This window comes from Paenibacillus thalictri, from assembly GCF_004307995.1.
Lineage (GTDB): Bacteria > Bacillota > Bacilli > Paenibacillales > NBRC-103111 > Paenibacillus_AF > Paenibacillus_AF thalictri.
In genome coordinates this window covers 141,097-153,593 of record NZ_SIRE01000006.1, presented here as the reverse complement: position 1 = coordinate 153,593, position 12,497 = coordinate 141,097, and the positions used below count along the sequence as shown (strand labels likewise).

Genomic DNA, 12,497 nt, shown 5'->3' with positions numbered 1-12,497 from the left:
CGGACAGACTCTAAGAGCTTTGTTCAGCAAATATATACAATCAAACGTTTGACTTTCTGCTTATATCCCCCCTATAATGGGTAGAGGTACGAACGTATGTAGTGAAGGCTGGTTGGGTAGGGGGAGGAACATGGAAGAATCTAAAATCGATAAGATCAAGCAGCAATTGCAATCCCAAGGCTACAAGTTGACCCCCCAACGCGAAGCGACTGTTCGTGTGTTACTTGAGAACGAAGAGGATCATCTGAGCGCCGAAGATGTATTTATGCTCGTCAAAGACAAGGCTCCTGAAATCGGGCTTGCTACCGTATATCGAACCTTAGAATTGCTCAGTGAGCTTCACGTTGTGGAAAAAATGAATTTTGGCGACGGGGTTGCCCGTTATGACTTGCGCAATGACAATACTCGCCATCATCATCATCATCTCATTTGCGTACAGTGCGGAGCCGTTGACGAGATATTGGAGGATTGGCTTACACCGCTTGAAGACCGGGTGGAGAAGGAATTCCGCTTCCGGGTGCTGGATCACCGGCTTGATTTCCAAGGGATTTGCCACCGGTGCACCGACAAAAACAATAGCGAATAACATGCAATAACGATTCCATTGCTGCTGATAAGCCTTCGACGGGAAACCCGCCGGAAGGCTTTTTAATTTGCACATAATCGGTCGGCACAGGCACATAATAATCGCATACCCTGCAAGTAACGAGGGAGTTGAGATGATGATTATCGGGGTGCCAAAAGAGCTTAAAAACAACGAAAACAGGGTGGCGCTGACACCCGGCGGAGCCGGTATGCTGTTGTCCGGCGGACATCGCGTGCTGGTTGAAGCGGGGGCCGGGGAAGGCAGCGGTTTTACCGACGCCGATTATGCCAAAGCCGGCGCGGAGATTGTGAAGCATGCCGCCAACGTATGGGCTTCGGCCGATATGGTGATGAAGGTGAAGGAGCCGCTGGCCGAAGAATTCGCTTATTTTCGCGAAGGGCTTGTGTTGTTTACGTACCTTCATTTGGCGGCGGCTGCCGAATTAACTCGCCACTTGGTGGAGCGAAAGGTGACTGCAATCGCGTATGAAACAATCCAGCTGCCGGGCGGTTCGCTGCCGCTGCTTACGCCGATGAGTGAAGTGGCGGGCCGTATGTCCGTACAGGTAGGCGCGCAGTTTTTGGAGAAGTTTTACGGGGGCAGGGGGATTCTGCTTGGCGGGGTACCCGGAGTGCCGCCCGCTGATGTCATCGTGTTAGGCGGAGGCATCGTCGGAACCAATGCGGCCAAGATGGCGCTTGGGCTGGGCGCAAACGTCGTGGTGATCGAACGCAGCGGCGAACGGATGCGTTACTTGGATGACGTATTCCAAGGCCGGCTGCGCACGCTGATGTCTACACCGTACAATATCGCTTCCGCCGTCCAAAAGGCCGATCTGCTGATCGGCGCCGTACTTATACCGGGGGCCCGCGCTCCTAAGCTGGTGTCCGAGTCTATGGTGCAAACGATGAAACCGGGTTCGGTCATCGTTGATGTTGCGGTTGATCAGGGAGGAACAATCGAAACAATCGACAGGGCGACGACGCACAGCGATCCGACCTACGTAAAACACGGGGTTATTCATTATGCGGTGGCCAATATGCCGGGGGCCGTACCGCGCACCTCTACGCTCGCGCTTACCAATGTGACGGTTTCGTACGCTGTGGAGCTGGCTAACAAAGGGCTGGAGAGGGCGCTGAAGGACAACGCGCCGCTGCAGCTGGGCGTCAATACGTATAAGGGATACGTGACACATTCCGCCGTGGCGGGATCGCTTGGTTTTGCTTATACGACACTTGCAGAGCTGCTTTAGAAGAAAACCGGACGAATCGTTACGCAGGGGCTTTAGTCTTTGCAGGTTTGTCCGGTTATTTATTGTTTGTTGCCTTACGAAACCTATGATACTATCAAAGGGTAAGCACTAAATGGATCCGATTGGAGTGATAACGATGATACAACTATATCCCGCCGCGTCCCGCTTCTCTCACGATCAAGGCTGGCTGCGCGGAAGCTTCGGCCTGTCGTTCGGCGGCTATTACGATCAAGACAACACAGAGTTCGGCCCTCTGCGGGTATTTAACGACGATGTTATCGCCGCTGGCCGCGGTTTTGGAGCCCATCCGCACAACGATATGGAAATCGTCTCGATTGTGCTGTACGGGAAGCTGAAGCATGAAGACAATCTAGGCCATTCGGTAGTTACGGGGTTTGGCGAAGTGCAGCGGATGTCCGCCGGCAGCGGCGTCGTACATACGGAGGGCAATCCTTCCGAGACCGAAGAGTTGAATCTGCTGCAATTGTGGTTTATGCCCGAAAAGCGAGGGCTTGAACCAAGCTATGAAGCGTCCCGCTTCGACACAAGCCAGCTGGAAGGCCGCCTGCTGCCTGTGGTGTCCCGGGAGCCGGTTCACGGAGCCGCACGGATCCACCAGGATCTGACGATTTATTTAAGCAAGCTGGAAGCGTTAGAGACGCTGAGCTTCACACAGCCAAAGGGGCGGCGGATGTATTTGTTCGTCATCGAAGGTAAGCTTGAAGCAGCTGGAGAAGAACGGGTGCAGCTTGCAACCAGAGACGCTGCCAGAATAACCGATACGGAACGTTTGGAGCTGACCGCGCAAACCGACAGCTTTTTTATGCTGATCGATCTGCCTTAAGAAAGGGGACATGGGCCATGGAACACAAGACTCAATTGCTTGTCAAACATGCGGTGGGCGGCAGAACGTTTGTTGATTCCATCGCGGAAGGGCTGCATTTCGAAGTGACCCTTCAAGAAGATGGCGGCTGGATCATTGCGGCGGCGGTTCCACACAGCGATAAGATCGCTGAAGTTCTGCGTTTGAGACATGAATTAAACGTATTTGTTTTCGAGAAAACAGCCAGCCGCGGCACAAAAAAGACGTGGTATTATGTCAATGAGGGCAAAGTTGCTTATGAGGAGAGCTCGGGCAAGCTGATCCTTCGTGCCGCATCCAAGCTCGAATATTATCCTTCCGAATACAGTTATTCCTAATGAAATATTCATAAAACGAAGTATTGGCTCATAACCTGTCTATAGAAAGCGAGGTACAGGCTATGGTCTTATACATTCGCAAATGGATTGACCGGATTAAATTTATATTTATGTTCAGTCTACTTACATTTGTGCTTTATCATATTTTTATGATGATTACCGCTTGGATCGAACCTACGCAAAAATACAAAGAACCTGCAGGGCGCGCTGTCAAAGCATTTCAGCACCAGCATGTCTCGATTTCGGACACCGGATCGATGAAGGCCAGGCTGAAGTTGTTTTATTGGTACGGCGAATAAACCAATTGCCACAAGCAGGAAATTCGGTTTCGATGTGGAATGTGTTAAGGACTTAACATCGAAGGGACCGAAATCACCATGAAAAACGAGGTGCAGAGCTTTATCCGTCATCTGGCGGAAGAGCGGGGGCTGGCTAAAAATACCGTCGAATCGTACGAGCGGGATCTGCTTCAATTTGTTCATTATTTGGGGGAGCAAGGGCTGGATCGGCTTGCAGATACGAAAAAAATGCATATCCTCAGCTATTTGAACCATTTGAAGCAGCTGGGGAGGGCTTCGGCGACCGTATCGCGCTGTATCGTATCGGTTCGGGCATTATATCAGCATCAACTGCGGGAACGGCTGATTGACAGCGATCCTTCCACCGATCTGGAAGCACCGAAGCTGGAGAAGAGGTTGCCCAAGGTGCTGTCGGTCGAAGAAGTAGGGACATTGCTTGAAGCTCCGCAGACGGCTTCGCCCGGAGGTATGCGGGATAAAGCGATGCTGGAGCTGCTGTATGCGACCGGCATTCGGGTATCCGAGCTGATTTCGCTGGATGTCGGCGATGTGAACCCCGAATTGGGTTTTATCCGCTGTACAGGCAAAAGCTCGCGCGAACGTATTGTGCCGCTTGGGAAAATCGCCGCCCGCTGCCTTGATGCTTATATCCAAACAATGCGGCCCAAGCTGCTTAAGCAATCGGCGCCGGAAGAGGCATTGTTCGTGAATCATCTCGGTACCCGGATTACCCGACAAGGCTTCTGGAAAATCATTAAGCGTTATGCGCTTGAAGCAAACATACATAATGAGATTACACCACATACGTTGAGGCATTCGTTTGCCGCGCATCTGCTGGAGAACGGCGCCGATCTGCGCGCCGTCCAGGAAATGCTCGGCCATGCGGACATATCAACGACGCAAATCTACATACAGCTTGCCAAACACAAAATGAAAGACGTGTATGACCGCGCCCACCCGCGCGCAAAATTGGAATAACCGCAGCCGGCTCGCCTAAGAAGCAGCCGGCTGTTTTCATAAGCAATTGCTGTGTCGGGGGATTGCTTTGCAAACCTATATGCTTTTTGAGATAATCAATAATACAACTCGCAAAAATGGAGGATATTCCCTATGTCTTTTAAACGAATTGCCTTAATTGTTCTGGACAGCGTTGGTATCGGAGAACAGCCGGATGCGCCGCAGTTTGGCGATGCCGGAGCCCATACGCTAGGACATATTGCCGAAAGAATGCTGGGTTTCGCCATTCCGAACATGACCTCGCTGGGTTTGGCCAACATCGCTCCGCTCCCGGGTATTGCTTCGGCCTCTCATCCGAAAGGGTATTACGGCAAAATGACCGAAGTTTCCGCGGGGAAAGATACGATGACCGGCCATTGGGAAATCATGGGCTTGAAAGTGCAGGTTCCGTTTAATGTATTCCCGAACGGCTTCCCGGAAGAGCTGATATCCCGCTTCGAACAGGAGACCGGCCGCAAGGTCATTGGAAACAAGGCTGCCTCCGGAACTGAGATATTGGACGAGCTTGGCGCCGAGCAGATGAAAACGGGAGCTTGGATTGTGTATACATCGGCCGACAGCGTATTTCAATTGGCCGCGCATGAAGATATTATTCCGCTTGAAGAATTGTACCGCGCCTGCGAAATCGCCCGCAAGCTGACGCTGGACGATCCGTACGCATTAGGCCGGGTAATCGCCCGCCCGTACGTAGGGCAACCCGGGGCTTTCAGCCGCACGCCAAACCGGCATGATTATGCGGTGAAGCCGCCTGCGCCGACCGTGATGAACTATTTGCAGGAAGCCGGGCTGGACTGTATCGCCATCGGTAAAATCAACGATATTTACGATGGCGAAGGTGTCACCGAAGCGATTCATACGAAAAGCAATCTCGACGGCATCGATAAAACGGTCGCCACGTTAAAGCGGGACTTCCACGGGATCTCCTTCACCAATTTGGTCGAATTCGATTCCTTATACGGACACCGCCGCGATCCGCTCGGATACGGCCGCGCGCTGGAGGAATTCGACAGCCGTTTGCCTGAAATTATCGCCGAGATCGGCAGCGAGGATTTGCTGATTATTACTGCAGACCACGGCAACGATCCGGTTCATGCCGGCACCGATCATACACGCGAATATGTGCCGCTTCTCGTGTACAGCCCGGCGCTGCAGCAGCCGGAAACGCTGGGTGTGTTAAGTACTTTTTCCGATCTCGGAGCGACCATCGCCGACAACTTCGGAGTGCAATCCACCGGAAATGGAACGAGCTTTTTACACAAGCTGAAATAATGCTGTCATGGAAAGGTGATGCCCATGGAAACCGTGTCGATGCTTAAACAAATAAACGAAGCCGCCGCTTACATTCGAAGCAAGTGCCAAGCGGCGCCGGAAATCGGGCTTATTTTGGGATCGGGGCACGGCGTGCTGGCCGAGATGATTGAGCATGGGACGGTTATTCCATATGACGACATTCCGCACTTTCCAGTGTCCACCGTGGAAGGACATTCCAGCGAGCTGCTTATCGGTGAAGTGAACGGCAAAACCGTGATGATGATGAAAGGCCGGTTTCATCTGTACGAGGGGTATGGGGTCGAGGTGGTATCCTTTCCCGTACGCGTGATGAAAGAGCTGGGCGTTCACACGTTAATTGTGACTAATGCGGCCGGAGGCATCAATACGGATTACGAAGCCGGCGATCTGATGCTGATTAAGGATCATATCAACTTGATGTTCCGCAATCCGCTGATCGGGCCTAACGATAAGAGACTGGGCGTGCGGTTCCCCGATATGTCGGAAGCATATAATGCAAAGCTTCGCGAGCAGGCCCGCGAGGTGGCAGCCGGCATGGGACTGACGCTTCGGGAAGGTGTCTATGTCGGCCTGCTGGGACCGTCCTACGAAACGCCTGCGGAGATTCGCATGATGCGTACGTTGGGAGCCGATGCAGTCGGCATGTCTACCGTGCCGGAAGTTATCGTGGCGCGCCATGCGGGCATTCGGGTGTTGGGCTTCTCCTGTATCAGCAATATGGCCTCGGGCATTCTCGACCAGCCCTTATCCCATGAAGAAGTGATGGAAACGACCGAAAGGGTAAAGCCGAAGTTTTTGCAGCTTGTGCTGAATATGATTTCAAAGCTTTAGGCATAAGTGCTGCATTTTTCGGTGTCTACTGCAGCAGGACATGTTGAAAGATGACCGGATAACCGTGAAATCGGCGAAACTCGCGAAACCGCCATTTTTATGTTCGGTTAAACGAGCGAACCGGCCGAGCATAGCAAGCCGTCCCTTATTTTCATTGCAATGCCGCTTGGTGTGGGAAGCGATTGCCGCTTCGACATCAAGCGGCATTTTTTGCGCGCCTTCCGCGCCCATAACCGGGAATCCATGTTATAATTGAGCTGCGAGGAATGAAGGGAAAGAGGGGATAGCGATGGATCAAGCATGGTTAATAGGCGGTTTGCTTGGGCTGATCGTCGTAGTGGGCCTCATTTTCTGGCGAGCGGCTGCACGCAAAAAGCAAGAAGGGAAAGTAACAAGTTTGAAGAAATACCGGCGGCATGCAGCCAAACTGCAGCCATGCTCCTACTGCCGCAAGAAATCGGCTCCGCTGGCGTTTTATGCGGATCAGCAGGGGAAAGTCATCGGCGTTTGCCGCAACTGCAAACCGATTGCGGAACGGCAGGAGCTCATGAGAATGTAACGCAAATCACGCCATTTTTTTCGCGGGACGGCCGCATAAGCCAACTGCGTATTTAATAGACCGCACATAATGAAACCCTGTTTTGAATACGACTTCATCCGGGTTTCCGGTTATTTGATGCACTGTACCGCAGCTCAAACAAAAATACATAAAGAACCTCCTCGTCACATATCATGTCATTTTTTTGAAATCCTTAAGTTGGGCTTAATCTAACGTATGAGCTTGACTGTCACGATATTCCGCATTTTGCAACAAAAAAGCACCCCTTTCGGGATGCGTGCGACTTATTTCGATTTTTTGGCGCCTTTGTCGCTGTTTTTGGTCGTCGTATTTTGATTGGCGTGGCCTTGCTGTTTGTCCGACATGAACCTTCCCACCTTCCGTCAATTTCACAAGCATGCTTATTATGAGATAATGCGGGAGGAAACATACGGTTCATCGTCACCCCATGCCCTTCAGAGGTCGAAAAATATTTATCGATCATGGGTAATTCGGTCTGTCGGTTCAAATTTAATCGTGTTATACTGAGTAGGAACAGGGACTATTATCCTAGTTTTTAAGGACTAGTTAGTGAAATAGATTTCGATTGAAGGACGTGGTTGCGCATGACGGCTTTAATGGTTGAGAATTGCCCTCGATGCGGCAGAGTATATCAGAAAAATGTGCGGAACATGTGCCAGGATTGCATGCGCCAGGTGGATGACGAGTTCCAGAAATGCTACTCCTTTTTGCGTTTGAACCGCAAAGCGACGACGGAGGAGTTATGCAGCGCCACGGGAGTTGGCATCAAACAGATTACTTTATTTATTAAAGATAACCGTCTGCCGGTCATCGATTATCCAAACCTGACTTATGCATGTAATTCATGCGGCGCGCCGATTCGCAGGCACCAGATTTGTGTACCGTGCGGCATGAGAATTACCGCGGAAGTGAATGAACTTAAAGAGAAGGAAGCCAAGAAACCCAAAGGCACAGGGTATTACTCAAGAAGATGAGCTGCAGCGGACACCTGTTAAAAACGTCGAGAGGCGTTTTTATTTTTGACTCTTATTGTGGTACAATGCAAAGTGTTAGGGTTCGCTGGAATATATTTCACGATTTCGCCACAAATTTTTCACCTGATTGTCATGAAAATGTTGGCGTAGACCCTTCCTGTTTCATGTAAAATAAACTTATCTGTCCTTAAAGGCAATCACACTATGGGGGGAAATTTCTCGTGCAAAGATGGATTATGTTTGGTTTGTTTTTGGTAGCATGCATTCTGGGAGTCGGCGTGTTGTTCCAAAATATTTCAACCCGCCAGGCGGAAATGGCGTCTGAGAAAGCGGAAGCCGGTAAATCGCTGAAAATTATGGCGTCCAACTTCCAGTTCGATAAGCCGGAATATACAGTTAAAGCTGGCGACAAGCTGACTGTATCGTTTAACAACAAAGAAGGCGTGCATGCGATGGAGATTGTGGGGCTGAATGTCAAACTTGACGGTACAACCAAATCTCAAGAAGTGACTTTCGACAAACCGGGTACATATGAAATCCACTGCGTGCTTCCGTGCGGTACAGGACATGCCAACATGAAGTCGACGTTAATCGTCCAATAAGAAAATGCAACAACCGGAACTGCCGGTTCCCAGTGCGGGAACGGCGGTTCTTTTCTTTTTGCGGAGGCCGCTATATAATCAGGTTACTTGTATATTATGGAAGGTGGTTGCAATCGTGCGAACAGTGGATCTGATACAGCGAAAACGCGATGGACTCGAGCTGAGCCGGGAGGAAATCGAGTTTCTCATAAATGGGTTTACGAATGGAGACATACCGGATTACCAGATGTCGGCGTGGGCCATGGCGGTATTTTACCGTGGGATGAATGCACGGGAAACGGCCGATTTAACGATGGCGATGGCCCGCTCCGGCGATCAAATGGATTTGTCGGCGATCCCCGGAGTGAAAGTGGACAAGCACAGCACCGGAGGAGTCGGCGATACGACTACGATTGTGCTCGGACCGCTTGTTGCGGCGCTTGGCGTGCCTGTAGCGAAGATGTCGGGACGCGGACTTGGCCATACCGGGGGCACAATCGATAAGCTGGAGGCGATTCAAGGTTTTACCGTGGAGCGCACGAGGGAGCAATTTGTACGCCAGGTCAGTGACATCGGGGTGGCCGTTATCAGCCAATCCGGCAACATTACCCCTGCGGATAAAAAGCTTTACGCGCTCCGCGATGTCACGGCGACGGTGGATTCGATACCGCTTATCGCCAGCTCGATCATGAGCAAAAAAATCGCCTCCGGCGCGGATCGGATCGTGCTTGATGTCAAAACGGGCAGCGGCGCGTTTATGAAGACGCTGGACGAATCGATTCATTTGGCACAGGCCATGGTCGACATTGGAGAGCAGGTCGGGCGTGAAACCGTTGCGGTCATAACGAATATGGACGAACCGCTGGGTCTTGCGATCGGCAATGCGCTTGAAATTCGCGAGGCGGTCGATACGCTGCGCGGGGAAGGGCCTGCCGACCTGGAGGCGCTCTGCATCCAGTTTGCCGCTTATATGACGGTGCTGGGCGGCCAGGCAGCGAGCTTCGAAGAAGCCAAAGACCGTGCGGAGCAAGCGATTCGCGACGGCAGCGCGATCGCCAAGCTCAAGCAGTTTATCCACGCGCAGGGCGGTAATGCCTCGATTGTTGACGATCCGGCTCATCTGCCGTCAGCTCCTTATATCGTCGAAGTTCCATCCGAATCGGACGGATACATCAAGGCCATGGACGCCGAATCGCTGGGCATTACGGCGATGATGCTGGGCGCGGGAAGGGCCACGAAAGAAGATGTGATTGACATGGCCGTCGGCGTGCTGCTGAAGAAAAAGGTCGGCGATCCGGTTCAAGCCGGCGAAGCGCTGCTTGAGCTGCATATGAACCGGGATGAGAAGGTATTTGTCCAGGAAATGAGCGACAGAGCGCGGCAGGCGATTACGGTTTCGCAGGAACGTGCGGAACGCACTCCGTTGATTCAAGCCGTGGTGACCAAACAGGGCGTTCAACGATTCTAAGCTGATTTAGTTATTAAGCATGCCTTCAGGCACCCCATCGAAGCATCCCAACCCCAGGGATGCTTTTTTATTTTGCTCAGTTCCCTGATATGGAATATTTTGATGGGAAACAGTCAACACTGATTACCAGTATCTATCCTGCGAATTCGTTGAATTTGCAGTTATTCCGTGGAGTCAACACACGGACATAAGTTTTTGCACAACATTTAGGAGGGGTAGAGCACACGATGATGTGGAAGAAATGTTTGAAAATACTGCTCGTTGTCCAATTATTGGCGTTGATGGCCGTTCCGGCCGCGCTGGCGGAGGAGAAGAAGCCGGCTAACCCGCAGCCGCAGCTGGATTTGGCTCCAAATGCGCAATCGGCGGTGCTGCTCGACGTCGATACCGGTACGATTATGCTGGATAAAAATAAAGACGCCAAGCTTCCTCCTGCCAGCATAACCAAAATTATGACGATGCTGCTTGTCATGGAGGCGCTTGACCAAGGCAAAATCAAGATGGACGACAAGGTGCGCACCAGCGAATATGCCGCTTCGATGGGCGGATCGCAAATTTTTCTGGAACCCGGCGAAGAAATGACGGTACAAGATATGTTAAAAGGTATCGCCATGGCTTCCGGTAACGACGCATCTGTGGCGATGGCCGAAAAAATCGCCGGCTCCGAGCAAGCTTTCGTGCAGATGATGAACGACCGGGCCAAGCAGCTTGGCATGAAAAACACCCATTTTGTCAATTGCAACGGTTTGCCTGCGGAAAATCATTATTCTTCGGCCTACGATATCGCGCTTATGTCCAAAGAGCTGCTGAAGCATGAGGAAATCACTCAATTCACCGGGCAATATCAAGACTATTTGCGCAAGGATTCGGCTAAGCCGTTTTGGCTTGTCAACACCAACAAGCTGGTGCGTTTTTACCCTGGCGCCGACGGTCTCAAAACGGGCTATACAAGCGAAGCTAAATTTTGCTTAACCGCTACGGCCAAAAAAGATAACTTCCGCGTCATCTCGGTGGTTATGGGCGAACCCGACACCAAAACGCGCAATGCGGAAGTGACCAAGCTGTTTGATTACGCTTTTTCGCAGTATACGAACCATCCGATTTTCAAGGCGGGAGACACACTTGGCTCGTTTAAAGTAAGCAAAGGGATGGACCCGGTTGTGCCGCTTGTAGCCAAACACCAATACAGCGTGCTGCTGAAAAAAGGCGAAGTCGACCCGGCGCAAATCCGTCATGAAGTCGTGCTGATGGACGACTTGAAGGCACCGATTGCATACGGTCAAAACGTAGGCAAAATTATCGTTTATAAAGGCGATCAAATGTTAACGGAATTTCCGCTCGAGTCTCCGGTCGAGGTGAATAAAGCCGGCTGGTGGACGCTTACCAAACGTACCGTGAAGAAGATGCTTTTCTTGAATTAACGGTTCGCGTGACGGTTACGAAGGCCCCTGCGTTTCCTTGAGGCTGCGGGGAAGGGACGCTTTCACAACCGGAATGCAGGTGAATAAATTGTCGCATTTCTTCTTAATCTAGCGCTTTTCTTCTAGTTTTGTCGGCAGGCAGGAAATGCCAAATGAAACGTAGAATGATTATCGCAAGAACGGGAAGGAGTGAGCAGCTTGAGTTTACAAATCGATTTGGAGCATGGCCGCTACAAGTCGCTGATCGTCCGCTTAAAGGGCGAGCTCGATCATCATACGGCGGAAGTCGTCAAGTCGCGAATGGAAGAAGCAATAAGTAAAGGTGACAGCAGGCACGTTATTTTGAGCTTAAAGGGACTCACGTTTATGGACAGCTCCGGACTTGGGGTTATCCTTGGCCGCTACAAGCAGATTACGGCTATCGGCGGCAAAATGATCGTCTGCGACGTCAATCCTTCCGTTCATCGGCTGTTTGAGATGTCGGGCATGTTCAAAATTGTTTCGATTCAAGATAATGAGAGATCTGCGATCTCCAGTTTGGAGGTCGTATCATGAGCAGTAATTTTATGACATTGCAGTTTGCCAGTCGTTCGGAGAACGAATCGTTCGCCCGGGTTGCCGTCGCCGCCTTCGTATCGCAGCTTGATCCCACCTTGGATGAGCTGACGGATATCAAAACCGTCGTTTCGGAGGCGGTGACCAACAGCATCATTCACGGATATGACAACCGCCCCGACGGTGTCATTATCATCAGCGCGCTGATTGACGATGACACGGTTACGGTCAGCATCGAAGACCGCGGAGCCGGGATTGCCGATTTGGAGCAGGCGAGACAGCCGATGTTTACAAGCAAGCCGGAGCTGGAACGTTCGGGTATGGGATTTACGATTATGGAAAATTTTATGGATCACGTGGAGATCACGACCGCCATTGGCGTCGGCACCAAAATTACAATGAAAAAGCGGCTGGAAATACAAAAAGCTTTATTCAATTAGGGG

15 protein-coding genes are annotated in these 12,497 nt (G+C 51.3%); all 15 read left to right on the top strand.

The features are described 5' to 3' along the window. Positions 1-130: 130 nt before the first annotated feature. The 15 genes from fur (at position 131) to spoIIAB (ending at position 12,494) form a co-directional block, all read left to right on the top strand. Positions 131-586 (top strand): ferric iron uptake transcriptional regulator, encoded by a 456-nt coding sequence (gene fur / locus EYB31_RS09475; protein WP_131013066.1) that lies wholly within the window; start codon positions 131-133, stop codon positions 584-586. A 136-nt stretch (positions 587-722) separates the two neighbouring features. After that, on the top strand, positions 723-1,838 hold the full coding sequence (gene ald, locus EYB31_RS09470) for an alanine dehydrogenase (protein ID WP_131013258.1): 1,116 nt from the start codon (positions 723-725) through the stop codon (positions 1,836-1,838). A gap of 136 nt (positions 1,839-1,974) precedes the next feature. After that, a complete protein-coding gene (locus tag EYB31_RS09465) occupies positions 1,975-2,682 on the top strand; it encodes a pirin family protein (protein ID WP_131013065.1) in 708 nt (235 codons plus the stop codon). A 17-nt stretch (positions 2,683-2,699) separates the two neighbouring features. Continuing rightward, positions 2,700-3,038 (top strand): hypothetical protein, encoded by a 339-nt coding sequence (locus EYB31_RS09460; RefSeq protein ID WP_131013064.1) that lies wholly within the window; start codon positions 2,700-2,702, stop codon positions 3,036-3,038. Positions 3,039-3,100: 62 nt separating this feature from the next. Further along, on the top strand, positions 3,101-3,337 hold the full coding sequence (locus EYB31_RS09455) for a DUF4227 family protein (RefSeq protein ID WP_131013063.1): 237 nt from the start codon (positions 3,101-3,103) through the stop codon (positions 3,335-3,337). A gap of 78 nt (positions 3,338-3,415) precedes the next feature. Then, the gene (gene xerD / locus EYB31_RS09450; protein WP_131013062.1) at positions 3,416-4,315 is read left to right on the top strand and encodes a site-specific tyrosine recombinase XerD; all 900 of its coding nucleotides are present in this window, start codon (positions 3,416-3,418) and stop codon (positions 4,313-4,315) included. 132 nt (positions 4,316-4,447) lie between these two features. Continuing rightward, positions 4,448-5,623, top strand: a complete 1,176-nt coding sequence (gene deoB / locus EYB31_RS09445) for a phosphopentomutase (protein WP_131013061.1) — start codon at positions 4,448-4,450, stop codon at positions 5,621-5,623. Between the two features lie 39 nt (positions 5,624-5,662). Further along, positions 5,663-6,475, top strand: coding sequence for a purine-nucleoside phosphorylase (locus EYB31_RS09440; protein WP_420819429.1), 813 nt, complete (start codon positions 5,663-5,665; stop codon positions 6,473-6,475). A gap of 289 nt (positions 6,476-6,764) precedes the next feature. Beyond that, positions 6,765-7,034, top strand: coding sequence for a hypothetical protein (locus EYB31_RS09435; RefSeq protein WP_131013059.1), 270 nt, complete (start codon positions 6,765-6,767; stop codon positions 7,032-7,034). Positions 7,035-7,720: 686 nt separating this feature from the next. After that, entirely contained in the window at positions 7,721-8,029 is a 309-nt protein-coding gene (locus tag EYB31_RS09430) for a flagellar protein (RefSeq protein WP_240762249.1), read from the top strand. A 221-nt stretch (positions 8,030-8,250) separates the two neighbouring features. Next, positions 8,251-8,631 (top strand): cupredoxin domain-containing protein, encoded by a 381-nt coding sequence (locus EYB31_RS09425; protein WP_131013057.1) that lies wholly within the window; start codon positions 8,251-8,253, stop codon positions 8,629-8,631. 115 nt (positions 8,632-8,746) lie between these two features. After that, positions 8,747-10,078, top strand: coding sequence for a pyrimidine-nucleoside phosphorylase (locus EYB31_RS09420; protein WP_131013056.1), 1,332 nt, complete (start codon positions 8,747-8,749; stop codon positions 10,076-10,078). A 230-nt stretch (positions 10,079-10,308) separates the two neighbouring features. Beyond that, the gene (locus EYB31_RS09415; protein WP_131013257.1) at positions 10,309-11,499 is read left to right on the top strand and encodes a D-alanyl-D-alanine carboxypeptidase family protein; all 1,191 of its coding nucleotides are present in this window, start codon (positions 10,309-10,311) and stop codon (positions 11,497-11,499) included. Between the two features lie 198 nt (positions 11,500-11,697). After that, positions 11,698-12,054, top strand: coding sequence for an anti-sigma F factor antagonist (gene spoIIAA / locus EYB31_RS09410; protein ID WP_131013055.1), 357 nt, complete (start codon positions 11,698-11,700; stop codon positions 12,052-12,054). Beyond that, positions 12,051-12,494, top strand: coding sequence for an anti-sigma F factor (spoIIAB, locus tag EYB31_RS09405; RefSeq protein WP_131013054.1), 444 nt, complete (start codon positions 12,051-12,053; stop codon positions 12,492-12,494). The genes spoIIAA and spoIIAB overlap by 4 nt, the downstream gene beginning before the upstream one ends. Positions 12,495-12,497 lie beyond the last annotated feature (3 nt).